Source organism: Streptomyces capillispiralis, from assembly GCF_007829875.1.
GTDB lineage: Bacteria > Actinomycetota > Actinomycetes > Streptomycetales > Streptomycetaceae > Streptomyces > Streptomyces capillispiralis.
Map to the genome: position 1 here is coordinate 141,341 of NZ_VIWV01000001.1, position 14,588 is coordinate 155,928.

Genomic DNA, 14,588 nt, shown 5'->3' on the forward strand with positions numbered 1-14,588 from the left:
GTCACGCCCTGCCGCCCGCGAAGGGGCCCTGCGCCGCGAAGGCGTGGGCGGCGAAGCGCTCCCCGATGCGGCGGTGGGTGGCCGCGTCGGGGTGCAGTTCGTCGGGCAGCGGCAGTTCGGCGTAGTCCGCCTCGCCGTAGAGGTCCCGGCCGTCGAGGTGGTGCAGGTTCGGGTCGTCCGCGGCGCGCTGCTCGACGACGCGCTTCAGCTCGTCGCGGACGGCGGTGAGGGTCAGCTTGCCCTCGGCCCGCTCCGCGGCGTCACCCGTGGCGGTGAACCGCAACCGCCCCTCGGCGAGGCGGCTGAAGTCGTAGGCGGTGGGCCCGGGCGTGTCCTCGTGCAGGGGGCACAGGAGGGGCGAGACGACCAGCAGCGGCGCGGTGGGGTGGCCGTCGCGAATGGTGTCGAGGAAGCCGTGGACGGCGGGCGTGAAGGCGCGCATCCGCATCACGTCGGCGTTGACCAGGTTGATGCCGATCTTGACGCTGATCAGGTCGGCGGGGGTGTCGCGCATGGCCCGCGCGGTGAACGGGTCGAGCAGGGCGCTGCCGCCCAGCCCGAGGTTGACCAGATCCACTCCGCCCCGTGCCGCGGCCAGCGCGGGCCAGGTGGTGGTGGGGCTCGCGGCGTCGGAGCCGTGGCTGATCGAACTGCCGTGGTGGAGCCACGTCCTGCGTCCGGAGGGGGGCGCGGGCTCGACGGGGGCGTCGGTGCGCAGGGCGACGAGTTCGGTGGTCTCGTTGTGCGGCAGCCAGATCTCGACGGTCTTGGCGTCCGCGGACAGTCCGGTGAAGCGCAGGGTGGCGACCGGTCCGGTCCGGTGCTCGACGGTTCCCGTGCTCATGTCGATGATCACGCTGTTGCCGCCGGCCGCCACGGCCTGTCCGGCGGGCCGACCGTCGACGAGCAGGTCGTACAGGCCGTCGGGGCGGGGCGGCGCGCCCACGTAGACGCGTTTGGTGGGCAGCGTGTCCAGCTCGACGGCGGTCGCCCGGGTGCGGAAGACCAGTCGTACGCCGGAGGGCTGCGACTCGGCCATGGCGAGCTGCGCGTCGGAGCACTGGGCGCGGGCCCGGGCGGGCAGGCGGTGCGGCAGGAGGCCGTGCGGGGTGCGCTCGAGGTCGAGGGCGCCGCGCACGAAGTCCTCGGTGAGGGGCGTGGTGATCCAGGGGGGCGGGGTGGAGGCCATGGGTCCGGTCCGGTCCGTCTGTAGGGGTGGGCTGATCGCCTCGGGGCGATCGCGGGGAGGGGTGCGGTCGGCTGTCAGGGGCGGGTCTGACCGCGGGAAGGGTTGGTCCGTCGTCAGGGGCGGGTCTGGTCACGGGAAGGGTTGGTCCGCCGTCAGGAGCGGGCCTGATCGCGGGAAGGGGTTGGTCCGCCCTCAGGAGCGGGTCCGACCGCCGGGGGGTTCCGGTCCGCCGTCAGGAGCGAGGCTGGTCGCGGGAGGGTTGCGGTCCGCCGTCAGGGGTGGGCCTGGTCGCGGAGGGGCTCCCGTCCGCCGTCGGGGGCGGGCCAGTTGCGCAGGAGCGCGTCCAGCGCGTCGAGGATGCGGGTCCAGGTGTCCTGGGTGTCGGGAGCGCTGTGGCTGAACCCCCCGCCCATTTCGAGGCTGACGTAGCCGTGGAAGACGCTGCCCAGCAGCCGGACCGCGTGGGTCTGGTCCGGCTCCGTCAGGTCGTAGCCGCGCAGGAGCGCCCGGGTCATCTGGGCGTGCCGCACTCCGGCACTCGCGGCGGCGTCCTCGGGACCGAGCCGGAACTGGGCTGCGGCATAGCGGCCGGGGTGCTCGCGGGCGTAGTCGCGGTAGACGTTCGCCAGCGCGGTCAGGGCGTCCTTGCCCGCCCGTCCGGCCAGGGCGTCGGCGGCCCGGTCGGCCAGTTCCTCCAGGGCGAGCAGGGTGATCCTCGTCTTCAGCTCCTGGGAGTTCTTCAGGTGGGAGTACAGGCTCGCCACCTTGACGTCGAAGCGCCGGGCCAGCTCGGAGACGCTCACCCGCTCGAACCCGACCTCGTCGGCCAGCTCCGCCCCCGCCCGGGTCAGGCGCTCCGGGGTCAGCCCTGCGCGTACCATAACCGTCCTCCCATTCGACTGAATCGATTATGCACATACCTAAAGCCTTTAGGCAAATGGCAGAGGCGCATGGGGCGGTCGAGGTCGTTGTCAGTGGTGGGCGGCAAGATGCGACGCATGACAACACCTGCAGCAGTGATCGTGGATGCCGCCGCCTACGCCCAGGCGGTCGAGGACGCCGTACGTGCGGCGGCCGCCTACTACACGGGGGGCACCTCGCCACTGGACGACGACGCGTACGACCGGTTGGTGCGCGGGATCGCCGACTGGGAGGCCGCGCACCCCGATCGCATACTGCCGGACTCCCCCACGGGGAAGGTCGCCGGTGGCGCGGTGGAGGGCGACATACCGCACACGGTGCCGATGCTCAGCCTGGACAACGTGTTCTCCGCCGAGGAGTTCATGGCGTGGACCGCTTCCCTGTCCCGCCGTACCGGCCGTGAGGCGACGCGGTTCAGCGTGGGTCCGAAGCTGGACGGGCTCGCGATAGCCGCCCGTTACGTCGACGGCCGGCTGACCCGGCTGATCACCCGCGGCGACGGGACGGCCGGGGAGGACGTCTCGCACGCGATCGGCACCGTCGAGGGACTGCCCGAGAAGCTGGGTGAGCCGGTCACCGTGGAAGTGCGCGGCGAAGTCCTCATGACCACCGCCCAGTTCGAGTACGCCAACGAGGTGCGCACCGGACACGGCGGGCAGCCGTTCGCCAACCCGCGCAACGCGGCGGCGGGCACCCTGCGGGCCAGGGAGCGCGTCTACACGGTGCCGATGACGTTCTTCGGCTACGGCCTGCTGCCGCTCCCCGGCACCGACACCGCCCTCGCCGAGCGGCTGGACGAGCTGGCGTACAGCGACGCGATGGCGCTGGTCGCCCAGCTCGGGGTGCACACCAGCGCCCGGACGGCGGTCCCGGACATCGTCGCGGAGACCGCCGAGGAGGTGCTGGTCCGGGTGAAGGAGATCGCCGCGCTCCGCGCCGAGCTGCCGTTCGGCATCGACGGGATCGTCGTCAAGGCCGACCTCGCCGCCGACCAGCGGGCCGCCGGGAACGGCTCGCGCGCGCCCCGCTGGGCCATCGCCTACAAGCTGCCGGCCGTGGAGAAGATCACCCGGCTGCTGGAGGTGGAGTGGAACGTCGGCCGCACCGGCATCATCGCCCCGCGCGGCGTCCTCGAACCGGTCGTGATCGACGGCTCCACCATCACCTACGCCACCCTGCACAACCCGGCCGACATCACCCGCCGGGACCTGCGCCTGGGCGACCACGTCATGGTGCACCGGGCCGGCGACGTCATCCCCCGCATCGAGGCGCCGGTCGCCCATCTGCGCACGGGCGAGGAGCGGCCCATCGAGTTCCCCGAGCGGTGTCCGCGCTGCGGTTCGGACATCGACACCGGCGAGGAGCGCTGGCGGTGCGCGCAGGGCCGGAACTGCCACCTGGTCGCCTCGCTCGCCTATGCGGCGGGCCGTGACCAGCTCGACATCGAGGGCTTGGGCGCCACCCGCGTCGTCCAGCTCGTCGAGGCGGGGCTGGTCGCCGATCTCGCCGACCTGTTCACCCTCCGGCGCGACCAGTTGCTGGCGCTGGAGCGGATGGGCGAGACCAGCACCGACAACCTGCTCGCGGCGCTCGCGAAGGCCAAGGAGCAGCCGCTGTCGCGGGTGCTGTGCGCGCTGGGCGTGCGGGGCACCGGACGGTCCATGTCCCGGCGCATCGCCCGGCACTTCGCCACCATGGACGCCATCCGTGCGGCCGATGCCGCAGCGATGCAGCAGGTCGAGGGGATCGGGACGGAGAAGGCCCCCTCGATCGTCGCCGAGCTGGCCGAACTCGCCCCGCTCATCGACGCACTCGCCGCCAACGGCGTCAACATGACCGAGCCCGGCGCCACTGCGCCACCGCCCGCCGACGCCGCCGCCCCCGACGGCGAGGCCCCGGCCCCGGCCGCCGCGGCGGGCGGCCCGCTGGCGGGGATGACGGTGGTGGTGACGGGCGCGATGACCGGAAGCCTGGAGAAGCTCTCCCGCAACGAGATGAACGAACTCGTCGAACGGGCCGGCGGACGCTCCTCCTCCAGCGTCTCGAAGAAGACCACCCTGGTGGTCGCGGGCGAGGGCGCCGGCTCCAAGCGTGCCAAGGCCGAACAGCTGGGGGTCCGTCTCGCCACGCCGGACGAGTTCGCCGCCCTGGTCGCCGACTTCCTCGGCTGAGCCGGGGCTGCGGCCCGCGCCCGGCCGTCAGCGGGCGCAGGCCTCGGCGATGGCCAGGCTGTTCTCGTAGAGGTGGTGCCGGGTGATCCGTCCGTCCTCGACGGTGAGGTGCAGCGCGAACGGGCCGGCGAAGGACTTGCCCGTGGCGCGCACGGTCCCCGACAGATGTCCCATGAGGACCGCGTCCCTCCCGTCGACGAGGAAGGTGTCGACGCGGGCCCGCGCGTCCTCGGGCACGGTGTGCTCCATCAACTCCGTGAACTGGGCCGCGCATTCGGCGGCGGTGGACCGGGGGCGGATCCACGGGACGACGGGGTTCTCGGCGAGCAGCCAGTCGACCTCGTCGGCGAAGAGCTCGGCCAGCCGCCCGGTGTCCCCGGCCACCCGCGCGGCGAGGAACTCCCGCACGACGGCCCGGGTGGCGTCGGGCGTCGAGGAACCGACGGTGGCGGCAGGGGACTTGGCGGACATGGTGTTCTCCTCGTGGCTGCGGCCGGATCCGGGCGGTCGGGGTGGTGCCGATGGGCTCCATGCTGCCGCGGGAGGACGGAGCGGTCGATTACCCCGGGGGTCATGACCGGCCTGCCGCGACGGCGCACCGACGCCGCGATGTCCTCCGCGTCCCCCAGCAGGAACGTCGGCCCGGACAGGGCTCAGCGCGCGGGGTGCGGCGGGAGCGCGTCGGCGGGTACGGCCACGGCGAACTGCCGTCGCGGGCCGCAGCGTATGAACTCCTCCTCCTTCCCGGCCGTCGGCCTCAGCTTCATCAGCAGGGGCGGCTCCACCGTGCGCAGGTCGACGAGGGACGCCTCGTCCGGGAGCCCGGCGATCACCGCGGCCAGATCGGGGTCCTCCGTGCCGCGCAGCTCGGCCACGGGGACGCCGACGGCCTCGGTCCTCAGGCCCCACACCGACTCACAGGGATACCGGATGTTGAATTCCTCAGCGCTCCAGTTCCCGCAGTGCCCCGATCGCGTCCTGCGCGGTGACGGCCATCGTCGTCCTCCCTCGTTCCGTGCGGTACGCGCAGAGCGTACGGAACGCCTCTGACAGCGGGCGGCGCGCGCTCGCGTGCGGTCGCGTCCGCGCACCGGGCGGGGATCATGAAGTGCGGCCGTGCTGTGTCCCTGTCGAGGAGGAACGCGATGGGCAGAATCGTCATCAGCGAGAACGTCACGCTCGACGGTGTCGTCGAGGACCCGACCGGCGAGGAGGGCTTCCGCCACGGCGGCTGGTTCCTCCGGCTGGGCGACAAGGACCGCGCGGCCTGGGCCGAACTGGAGCTGACGGAGGCCCGGGCCACCGAGGCCTTGCTCCTCGGCCGGCGGAGCGACGAGTGGTTCGCCGCGCGGTGGCCGGCCCGCAGGGGCGCGTGGGCGGACAGGCTGAACGGCCTGCCCAAGTACGTCGTCTCCACCACCGCCCGGGCACCCGAGTGGAGCAACGCGACGGGCTGCGAGGGCAAGGTGCTCAACGGCGACCCGGTGGAGGAGGTCCCGGCACTGAGGGAGGAGCTGGACGGCGACATCGTCGTGTACGCCAGCATCCGGCTCGCACAGACGCTGCTGGAGCACGGCCTCGTGGACGAACTGCGGCTCACCGTGTTCCCGTTCGTGCTCGGGGCCGGGCGGCGCCTGTTCGACGGGACGAGCCTCAGCGACCCTCTGCGCCTCGTCTCCACCCGCACCGTGGGCGACGATCTCGCCCTCCTCACCTACCGGCCCGCCCATGGGAGTCGACGTCGACGGTCGTGACCCGGGCGACCCCCTGGTCACGCAGTGCCCACCCGCTCGTGCGCGGCGCCCGCCGGCAGTCCGACCGCCCCGCCCGGGCCGGCGGACGACTGTTACGTTGAACCACATCCTGATCACTCTCGTCGAGGGGACATCATGCCCGGCACCGACGGCCCGTACGAGATCCTGGACGAACGCTTCCGCACCGGGCGCTGTGTGAACGGCGACAGCAGGCTGGAGGTGCTGCACGACGGCAGCCGCTGGGCGGAGGGTCCGCTCTACGTGCCGGCCTGGCGCCAGCTCATCTGGTCCGACATCCCCAACGACCGCATCCTGCGCTGGGACGAGGCCACCGGCACGGTCGGTGTCTTCCGCACCCCGGCCGGGCACAGCAACGGCAACACCCTCGACCGGCAGGGCCGCCTCGTCACCTGCGAGCAGGGCAACCGCCGCGTCACCCGCACCGAGCCGGACGGGACCGTGACCGTCCTCGCCGACCGGTTCGACGGCAAGCGCCTCAACAGCCCGAACGACTCGGTCGTACGCTCCGACGGCACGATCTGGTTCTCCGACCCCGACTTCGGCATCACCAGCGACTACGAGGGCCACCGCGCCGAGTCTGAGATCGGCGCGTGCAACGTGTACCGGATCGACCCGGTGTCGGGGCGCGTGCACCTGGCCGCGGACGGGTTCGCGGGGCCCAACGGCGTCATCCTGTCCCCCGACGAGCAACGGCTCTTCGTCTCCGACTCGCGGGCGGCCCGGATCCACGCCTTCGACATCCGCGAGGACGGCACGCTCGCCGGCGGGAAGGTGTTCGCCGAGGGCCGGGGCGACGTCCACTTCGACAACATCCGCTTCGACGACGAGGGCCGTCTGTGGGCGGCCGCCCTCGACGACGGCGTCCACTGCTACGACCCCGACGGCACCCTCATCGGCCGGCTGCGCGTGCCCGAGCCCGTCTCGAACATCGCCTTCGGCGGCCCGAAGAACAACCGCCTGTTCATCACGGCCACCACCTCCCTGTACTCCCTGGTGATGTCGGTGACCGGTGCGCCTCGCCTGTGACGGGGCGCACCGGCCTCACACGACCGGTTCGCCGACGCCCAGCAGATTGCCCTCGCTGTCGCGGAACCAGGCACCGCGCTCACCGCGGGCACCCTTGCTCGGGTAGTTGCCGTCGATCTCGGCGATCCCGTCCCGGGTGCGGAACCCCGGCACGTCGACCTCTTCGAACACCACGCCGCGCCGTTTGAGTTCCGACACGACGCGTTCGAGGTCGTCGACCTCGAACGCCATCTGGGTGAAGGTGCCCGGCGAGGTACCCGTCGACCGGAACAGCGCGAAGTCCGCGCCGGCGCACCGGTACAGCAGCCCGCCGGGCCGTTCGTCGACGGGTTCCAGACCGAGCCGCTCCGCGTAGAAGTGCCGGGCCCGGTCGAGGTCCTGTGCGGGAAGCCTGGTCGCCACGCGTGCCCCGGCCAGAACGCTGTCGTTGTCTGTTGTCATCCCTCCACTGTGCCGTGACGGCGGGCCCGTTCCTCGGCGCACGCCTCCGGTGTCAGCCGGTTGGCCCGGCCGCACCCTCGCCACCGGCGGCCGGGACCGCACGGTCCGCCGGTGGGACGTCACGGGCCCCGGCCGGGTCAGACCCGCTGGGCGCGGAGCTGAGCGGGCACCGGGGCGGGGTCACCTCCGTGCGTTCTCCCCGGACGGGCGCACCCTGGCCGGCGGCAGCGAGCACCGCACGGTCCGCTGTGGAGCGTCGCGGAGCCCGCCGCGGCCGGGCCCTACGGGCACGAACCCGCCGGCCATCCGGAGACCGTCACCTCCGTCGCGTTCAGTCCCGACGGCGGTTCCCTCGCCCCCGCGCGCTACGCCCTCACGGCCCGGGGGTGGACGCTCGGCGCGGGCCGGGCCGTCGGCCTGGTGAGAGCCCGCACCGGCGGCGGCCTCGCCCGGAAGGCGTGGGAGGACCTCCCGCCGGGCCCCGGGTACCGGCCCACGCCCTGAGCGCACTGGTGCGGGGAGGTTGGTGCCGGGCCGATGACGGTTACCCGGAACCGAGGGCCGAGGAAGGGAGCGAGCCGTGCGATTCCGAAGCCGTGAGCAGGCCGGCCAGGAACTGGCCGTCAGGCTGCTGGAGTGGGCGAGCAGCGGCGATCTTGCGAACGTGACCGTGCTGGCGCTGCCGCGGGGCGGCGTGCCGGTCGGGGCGGAGATCGCCCGGGCGATGCGGGTCCCCCTGGACGTCCTCGTCGTCCGCAAGATCGGGGTACCCGGGTCCCCCGAAGTGGGTATCGGGGCGATCGCCGGGGACGACCCGCCGGTGTTCGACCGCACCGGACTGCGGATCATGGACCTCTCCGAGGACCGGCTGGGCCCCGAGGTGGCCCGGGAGCGGGTCGAACTGCACCGGCGCGAGCAGCTCTACCGCGGCGGCCGCCCCGCGGCGGACGTCCGCGGGCACAGTGTCGTGGTGGTGGACGACGGGCTGGCCACCGGGATCACCGCCCGCGCGGCGCTGCGGCATCTGCGCCGCCGCGAGCCGCTGCGTCTGACGCTGGCGGTGCCGGTCTGCGGTCACGGGACCGCCGCGGCGCTGCGCGACGAGGCCGATGACGTCGTCGCGCTGTTCCAGCCGCAGCACCTGCGGTCCGTGGGCGAGTGGTACACCGACTTCCACCAGGTCTCCGACGAGGAGGTGCTGGCCGCCCTGCGGGAACTGCACCCGGCCGGGTGACGGAGGATCCGGCGGCGGCCGGCGGGAACGGTTCCGCGGGCGCCCGCCGGCCGGCGGGCCGGCTCAGCCCTGGGCCGGGGTGAGCAGCACGAAGTCCGCGGAGGCCGGGTCGAGGCAGACGGCCAGACGGCCGACGCCTTCCGCGTCCTGCGGCCCCATCTGCACGCTGCCGCCGTTCTCGGTGACCTTGGCGACCGCGGCGTCGCAGTCGGCGACGGCAAAGACCGGGTGCCAGTACGGCCGCCCGTTCGCCAGGGCGAGGTCCTCCTCGCGGAGCTGCATGACACCGCCGTGCATCCGCTCCTCGGGCAGTCCCGCCGGGGTGATCAGGGAGTACGTGCCCCCGCCACCCGGCAGCTCCATGTCGCTGAACCGCCAGCCGAGGACTCCGCCGTAGAACTCCTTCGCGGCCGCCGCGTCGCTCGTGTACAGCTCGGTCCAGGACAGGGATCCCGGCTCGTCCACCAGGTCGACGCCCTTGGTCTCCTTGGGCTGCCAGACGGCGAACTGGCCGCCCAGCGGGTCGCTGTACTGCGCCATCCGCCCCCATTGTTCGAGGTCCATCGGCGCCACCCGGACCGTGCCGCCCGCGCGCTCCACGGCCTGGGTGGTGGCGTCGGCATCGGTGACGCTGTAGTAGATCATCCAGGCGGACCGCGCGCCCTCCTCGGTGAGCTTCCCGAGTCCGGCGACGATCTTGCCGTCCTTGCGGAACATCCCGCCTTCCATGTCCTCCCCCTCCCCCATGGACTCGTAGTCCCAGCCGAGGACCGCGCCGTAGAAGGCGGCGGCGGCCCGGACGTCGGGGGCGCCCAGGTCCAGCCAGCACGGGGAGCCGGGGGCGAAGTCAGTGGTGATCACCGCGATGTCCTTTCGGAGATTCCCTTTGACCTCAGCGTGCCACCGGGCACTGACACGCGCCCTTCGGCGAGGCCCGTGAAGCAGCCGGAGCCCTGCCGCCCGGTGTGGACGGCAGGGCTCCGGCCCCGGTCGCCTCGGATTAGCTCAGCGGCTCGATGCGGATGTTGCGGTAGCGCACGGCGTTCCCGTGGTCCTGCAGCCGGATGGCACCGGCGGCGGGACCCTCGGCGGCTCCGCCGCCCGTCGGGCTGTCGATCGCGACGTCGTCGTGGATGGTCTTGCCGTTCCACACCACGGTGACCCGCGCGTCGGCCGTCTTCCTGCCCTCCGCGTCGTAGCGCGCCGCGCGGAAGACGATGTCGTACGACTGCCAGGTCTCGGGCGCGGTCGCGGCGTTCACGTCGGGGGCCTTCTTCTGGTAGAACGCTCCCGCCTCGTTGTCGGCGAGCGTGGTGTCACCGAAGGAGTCCAGGATCTGCAGCTCGTAGCGGTCCTGGAGGTAGACGCCGCTGTTGCCCCGGTCCTGTCCCGTCACGTCCGGCGGGAGCTTGGGGACCCGGAACTCCAGGTGCAGCTTGAAGTCGTCGAAGCTGTCCTTGGTGCGGATGTCCCCGCAGCAGACCTCCATCGCGCCGTCGGCCACGGGCCACTCCACCGGCCGCCCGTCGGTGTGCTGCCAGCGGTCGAGTCCGTCGCCGTCGAACAGCGTGACGGGGCTGCCGTGCCGGTCGACGGTGATGAGGTCGATGTTGACGTGTCCGGTGTCCCCCTCGTCGTAGCGGTAGGCGATCGTGTTGTGGCCGGCCCGCAGGGGCAGGGCCTCCCGCTGCGTCGACCAGGTGTCCCAGTCGCCGGTGTCGCGGAGTTGTGTCTGCTTCACCTTCTTGCCGTTGACGTACAGGGAGAGGGACTTGGTGCCCTTGAAGGGGTTCGGGCCGTTGGAGTAGCGCAGCCCCACGTCGTACGTGCCGCGTTCGGGCACCTGGACGTCGAAGGTCGTCGTGACGCCCTGGGTGGCGTACCGGTCGACGAAGCCGCTGCCGGAGTAGCCCCGGTGGTCGGTGTTGATGCCGGCCGCTCCGGTGATCGACGCCTCCTCGGCCTCGTAGAGCGAGGACGGCGCCGGCTGCTTGCCCGGCATGGCGTTGAGCGTGTACCAGGCCTCCGTGCTCCACAGGGACTCACCCGACGCCGAGCTGAACGGGCGCGGGGACCGTACGTGCACCACGCGGCCCGGCTGGAGTCCCTCGATCTTGAGGGTCACCTTCTTGCGGTCGTCCGACAGCACGGCGGACGTCACCTTCAGGGTCTCCTCGGCGATCTTGGGGCCGCCGTAGTCCTGGGTCGGGGTGTAGCGCCACTGCTGGGCCTCGTAGTGGCTGACAAGGTTGTCAGCGGTCTCGTCGGAGAGCGGCTGGGTGTACTCCAGCTCGAAGCCGCCCTTCTTCGCCCGCATGGCCTGGATGTCGAAGGTGTTGCCGCCGTTGGGCGACAGCTTCTGCAGGCCGTACTTGAGCTTGCCCTCCTGGCCCCAGTTGCCGTCCGCGCCCAGACCGCCCGCGTAGATGGCGCCGTCGGGACCCATGGCGATGCGGTTCACACCGGCTTCCAGGCCCTGGGTGAAGCGGAACACCGCGCCCTGGTACTGGCCCTTGACCTTCTCCAGGTAGGCGCGCTGGATACCGCCGTAGGTGACGTCACTGATCAGCATCTGGCCCGCGAACCTGCCCTTGGTGAGGTACAGGGGCGTGCTGGGCGAGTTGGCGATCTCGTTCTGCGGGAGCCAGAGCACCGGCTGGGTCACCGGGTTGGAGTCGAAGGGGCCCGCGGGGTTGGTGTAGTGGTTGAAGAAGCGGTCCTGCTTGATGTGGACCAGCTTCGAGGCGGGCAGCCAGCCGCCCTGGTTGTCGGTCGTGAAGATGTCGCCGCCCGGGCCCCAGCCGATGCCGTTCGGCGTGCGGAGTCCTCCGGCGATGTAACTGACCTTGCCGGTCTTGCGGTTGACCTTGATGGTCGCGCCGCGGCCGGGTGCGGGCTGCGGATCGGTGGTGGCGCCGCCGTAGTTGATCGCCACGGACAGGTTCACGTAGAAGTGGCCCTTGCGGTACAGCAGTCCGAAGGCGAACTCGTGGAAGTTGCCGCCGTAGGGCCAGGTGGCGATCGTCTTGGACTTGTCCATGATGCCGTCGCCGTCGCTGTCGCCCAGCTCCGTCAGCTCGTGCTTCTGGGAGACGAAGATGGTGCCGTCCACGACCTTCAGGCCCATCGGCTCCTTCAGGCCCTCGGCGATCCTGGTCGCCTTGACCTTCTCCGGGCCGGTGCTGCCGCCGGTGTCGTCGAGGACGTAGACCTCGCCGGCCGTGTTGTCGCTGCCGCCCCAGGTGCTCACCACCAGACGGCCGTCGGGCAGCCAGTCCATGCCGGTGACCTGCGGTTCGAAGCCCTCCGGGCGCAGATCGGTGAGGGTGTGGTCGGGGCGTACGGAGTTCAGCGGAAGGCCGTCGCCCGGCGCGTCGCGGAAGCCCTCGCACTCCTTGCGGCCCGGGGCGGTGACCCGGACCACGCCGGCGTCGGTGCTCAGCGCCGACTGCGGGACGGTCTCGACACCGGCGGCGCCCGGGGGCTGCCAGCCGAGGGTGAGCACCTGGTCCCCGCCGCGCTCGAAGTGGTCGATGCGCAGCGAGTGCATGCCCTCGGTGAGCTCGACGGTGCCGTCCTTGGGTTCGGCGCCGTGCAGCCCGTCGTGGTCGACGACCACCTTGTCGTCGATCAGCAGCCGTGAGCCGTCGTCACTGGTCAGCCGGAAGGTGTACGTGCCGTCGGACGGCGCGTGGATGTTGCCGGTGACCTGGGTGACGAAGTTGTCGTTGAAGCCGCCGAAGTCGCCGGTGGTCCTCCAGTCGACGGTCGGCATCAGCCGGTCGACGTTGGGGGTCTGACCGGGCTTGAGGGTGCAGATCTTGTCGAGCGGGACCTGGACGTCGAAGACGCGCAGGGTGACGCCGGGCTCCTGGGGCGGCACGTCGGCCCGCGCCGCGGTGCCGGGCTGGGCAGCGGCCAGGGGAGATCCCCAGAGCCCACCCGCGACGAACGCGCCGACGAGCAGCCCTGTGAGGCATCTTCGGGCGCGCTGGGGCAGCCGTGCGCTCATGCTTCCTCCTGTGGGTCGACCGGAGGGCCGGAAGACTCCGGTACCGAAAAATGCCAACGGTTGCGGCCGACACGCTAGGAGACTTCTGCTCAGCGCGTCCATACTTTGTCATCAAGAAGTTCAAAGTCGGCTCCGGGCCGAACAATGCGATGGGCGCGCCGGTTTGGCGCGCCCATGGACGTTTCGGGTGGAGTCGCTACGCGGTGGTGGGGAGCCGGTAGACGGAGACGTGGGAGGGGGACTCGGCGGTGAACGCGGTGCCGGTCCAGTCAGCGTGTCTGGATTCCAGTTCCAGGCCGGCGAGTCGGGCCATGAGGTCGAGTTCGGCCGGCCAGATGTAGCGGTGCGGGCTGCGGAACAGCTCCGCCTCCCGGGTTCCGTCGAACCCGAAGTGGTGCGACACGACGTGCTGCCGCAGGACGTCGTAGGTGTCGACGAGGAGGTAGCCGGGCTCGGAGCGGCACACGACGCCCGCCTGGCCCGGTGGCAGTCTGCGCAGTTCGGGCACCCAGAGCTCGACCACGAAGCGCCCGCCGGGGCGGAGGTGGCGGGCGGCGTTGCGGAAGCACTCGACCTGCTCGTCCTGGGTGAGCAGATTGGAGATGGTGTTGTAGACGAGGTAGACGAGGGAGTACTCCCCCGGGGCGGCCGTGGTGGCCATGTCGCCGACGATCACGGGGATCGTGGTGTCGTCGGCCTTGGTCCGCAGTTGCTCGATCATCGGCCCGGACAGCTCGATGCCGGTGACGGGCACTCCGCGTCCGGCGAGGGGGACGGCCACCCGGCCCGTCCCGATGGCGAATTCCAGTGCCCGCCCGTCCCCGGCCAGCCGGGCGAGACGGTCCACGGCCGGGTCCAGCACCTCGGGTGCGAACATGCCGGTGCCGGGCGTGTCGTAGCGCCGGGCAGCGTCGGCGTCCCAGATCTGCTCCTGGCCGCGCTCCTCTTCCCTTTCCATGTGGCCAACGCTCGCCGCCTGCCCCGCGCTTGTCCAGCCGATTACGTCAGGGCTTGCGGGCCAGGCCCCCGTGCTCACCGATGGGTCCCGGGGCGGGGGAATCGGCGTCCGGGCGCCACAGCGGCACCGTGACGACTCCGGGTTCGACGAGGTCGAGCCCGTCGAAGTACGCCGTGATCTGGTCGACGGTGCGCAGGTTGTAGGGGACGGCACCGCTCTCGTTGTAGGCGTCCTGGGCCTCCTCGAAGACGGGGTCGACGCCCCGCGAGCCGTCGTTGACGCAGAGGTAGCTGCCGGACGGCAGGGCCGCCATCAGGCGGGTGACGACGGAGCGCGCCTGGTCGTGGTCGGCGATGTGGCCCAGGATGTTGCTGAGGATGAGGGCGGTGGGTCGGCTCAGGTCCAGGGTGCCGGCGGCGGCCTCCAGGATGCGGTCCGGGTCCAGCACATCGGCGTCGATGTACGACGTCGCGCCCTGCGGGGTGGAGTAGAGCAGGGCGCGTGCGTGGGCCAGGACCATCGGGTCGTTGTCCACGTAGACGATCCGGGCGTCCGGGGCGATCCGCTGGGCGACCTGGTGGGTGTTGTCCGCCGTGGGAAGACCGGTTCCGATGTCCAGGAACTGCCGGATACCCACCTCGGCGGCGAGATACGTGATGGTGCGGCGCAGGAAGGCGCGGCTGCTGCGGGCGATGGTGACGATGCCGGGGAAGACGGCGGTGTACGCGTCACCGGCCTCCTCGTCGACGGGGTAGTTGTCCTTCCCGCCCAGCCAGTAGTTCCAGATGCGGGCAGAGTGCGGCACCGAGGTGTCGATCTTCTGGTGCGCCGCTCCGGGCGCCCCGGCCGGGTCGGTCATCG

General features: G+C 71.9%; 13 protein-coding genes. 4 read left to right on the forward strand and 9 right to left on the reverse strand.

The features are described 5' to 3' along the window. Position 1 precedes the first annotated feature (1 nt). Positions 2-1,189, reverse strand: coding sequence for a GDSL-type esterase/lipase family protein (locus tag FHX78_RS00545; protein WP_145865478.1), 1,188 nt, complete (start codon positions 1,187-1,189; stop codon positions 2-4). Between the two features lie 272 nt (positions 1,190-1,461). Beyond that, positions 1,462-2,070 carry a TetR/AcrR family transcriptional regulator gene (locus tag FHX78_RS00550; RefSeq protein WP_145865479.1) on the reverse strand — a complete coding sequence of 203 codons (609 nt, stop codon included), beginning with the start codon at positions 2,068-2,070 and terminating at the stop codon, positions 1,462-1,464. A 117-nt stretch (positions 2,071-2,187) separates the two neighbouring features. Between FHX78_RS00550 and ligA the strand changes: the two genes are divergently transcribed. After that, a complete protein-coding gene (gene ligA, locus FHX78_RS00555; protein ID WP_167531653.1) occupies positions 2,188-4,281 on the forward strand; it encodes an NAD-dependent DNA ligase LigA in 2,094 nt (697 codons plus the stop codon). Positions 4,282-4,308: 27 nt separating this feature from the next. Here the strand turns inward: ligA and FHX78_RS00560 are convergent, their stop codons facing one another. Together FHX78_RS00560 and FHX78_RS00565 are read right to left on the reverse strand one after the other, a co-directional pair. Continuing rightward, the gene (locus FHX78_RS00560; protein ID WP_145865481.1) at positions 4,309-4,752 is read right to left on the reverse strand and encodes a nuclear transport factor 2 family protein; all 444 of its coding nucleotides are present in this window, start codon (positions 4,750-4,752) and stop codon (positions 4,309-4,311) included. A gap of 182 nt (positions 4,753-4,934) precedes the next feature. Continuing rightward, positions 4,935-5,192 carry a hypothetical protein gene (locus tag FHX78_RS00565; RefSeq protein ID WP_145865482.1) on the reverse strand — a complete coding sequence of 86 codons (258 nt, stop codon included), beginning with the start codon at positions 5,190-5,192 and terminating at the stop codon, positions 4,935-4,937. Between the two features lie 234 nt (positions 5,193-5,426). Here FHX78_RS00565 and FHX78_RS00570 point away from each other — a divergent pair, with 234 nt between their 5' ends. Continuing rightward, positions 5,427-6,035, forward strand: a complete 609-nt coding sequence (locus FHX78_RS00570; protein ID WP_145865483.1) for a dihydrofolate reductase family protein — start codon at positions 5,427-5,429, stop codon at positions 6,033-6,035. 135 nt (positions 6,036-6,170) lie between these two features. Next, positions 6,171-7,082, forward strand: a complete 912-nt coding sequence (locus FHX78_RS00575) for an SMP-30/gluconolactonase/LRE family protein (RefSeq protein ID WP_145865484.1) — start codon at positions 6,171-6,173, stop codon at positions 7,080-7,082. Positions 7,083-7,097: 15 nt separating this feature from the next. Here the strand turns inward: FHX78_RS00575 and FHX78_RS00580 are convergent, their stop codons facing one another. Then, complete coding sequence (locus FHX78_RS00580) at positions 7,098-7,523, reverse strand: VOC family protein (RefSeq protein ID WP_145865485.1); 426 nt, start codon at positions 7,521-7,523, stop codon at positions 7,098-7,100. A 580-nt stretch (positions 7,524-8,103) separates the two neighbouring features. Here FHX78_RS00580 and FHX78_RS00585 point away from each other — a divergent pair. Continuing rightward, entirely contained in the window at positions 8,104-8,757 is a 654-nt protein-coding gene (locus FHX78_RS00585; RefSeq protein WP_145865486.1) for a phosphoribosyltransferase, read from the forward strand. 63 nt (positions 8,758-8,820) lie between these two features. Here the strand turns inward: FHX78_RS00585 and FHX78_RS00590 are convergent, their stop codons facing one another. The 4 genes from FHX78_RS00590 to FHX78_RS00605 form a co-directional block, all read right to left on the reverse strand. Next, complete coding sequence (locus FHX78_RS00590; RefSeq protein ID WP_145865487.1) at positions 8,821-9,618, reverse strand: VOC family protein; 798 nt, start codon at positions 9,616-9,618, stop codon at positions 8,821-8,823. Positions 9,619-9,757: 139 nt separating this feature from the next. Continuing rightward, positions 9,758-12,769 (reverse strand): 3-keto-alpha-glucoside-1,2-lyase-like domain-containing protein, encoded by a 3,012-nt coding sequence (locus FHX78_RS00595; protein WP_145865488.1) that lies wholly within the window; start codon positions 12,767-12,769, stop codon positions 9,758-9,760. Between the two features lie 196 nt (positions 12,770-12,965). After that, positions 12,966-13,727, reverse strand: a complete 762-nt coding sequence (locus tag FHX78_RS00600) for a class I SAM-dependent methyltransferase (RefSeq protein WP_145865489.1) — start codon at positions 13,725-13,727, stop codon at positions 12,966-12,968. Between the two features lie 46 nt (positions 13,728-13,773). Continuing rightward, complete coding sequence (locus FHX78_RS00605) at positions 13,774-14,586, reverse strand: SAM-dependent methyltransferase (protein WP_145865490.1); 813 nt, start codon at positions 14,584-14,586, stop codon at positions 13,774-13,776. Positions 14,587-14,588: the final 2 nt, after the last annotated feature.

Excerpts from the sequence above, each read along its gene's own strand:
- FHX78_RS00605 (WP_145865490.1), bottom strand. The coding sequence starts at position 14,586 with ATGACCGACCCGGCCGGGGCGCCCGGAGCGGCGCACCAGAAGATCGAC.
- FHX78_RS00580 (WP_145865485.1), bottom strand. The coding sequence starts at position 7,523 with ATGACAACAGACAACGACAGCGTTCTGGCCGGGGCACGCGTGGCGACC.
- FHX78_RS00600 (WP_145865489.1), bottom strand. The coding sequence starts at position 13,727 with ATGGAAAGGGAAGAGGAGCGCGGCCAGGAGCAGATCTGGGACGCCGAC.
- FHX78_RS00560 (WP_145865481.1), bottom strand. The coding sequence starts at position 4,752 with ATGTCCGCCAAGTCCCCTGCCGCCACCGTCGGTTCCTCGACGCCCGAC.
- ligA (WP_167531653.1), top strand. The coding sequence starts at position 2,188 with ATGACAACACCTGCAGCAGTGATCGTGGATGCCGCCGCCTACGCCCAG.
- FHX78_RS00595 (WP_145865488.1), bottom strand. The coding sequence starts at position 12,769 with ATGAGCGCACGGCTGCCCCAGCGCGCCCGAAGATGCCTCACAGGGCTG.
- FHX78_RS00550 (WP_145865479.1), bottom strand. The coding sequence starts at position 2,070 with ATGGTACGCGCAGGGCTGACCCCGGAGCGCCTGACCCGGGCGGGGGCG.
- FHX78_RS00545 (WP_145865478.1), bottom strand. The coding sequence starts at position 1,189 with ATGGCCTCCACCCCGCCCCCCTGGATCACCACGCCCCTCACCGAGGAC.
- FHX78_RS00575 (WP_145865484.1), top strand. The coding sequence starts at position 6,171 with ATGCCCGGCACCGACGGCCCGTACGAGATCCTGGACGAACGCTTCCGC.
- FHX78_RS00570 (WP_145865483.1), top strand. The coding sequence starts at position 5,427 with ATGGGCAGAATCGTCATCAGCGAGAACGTCACGCTCGACGGTGTCGTC.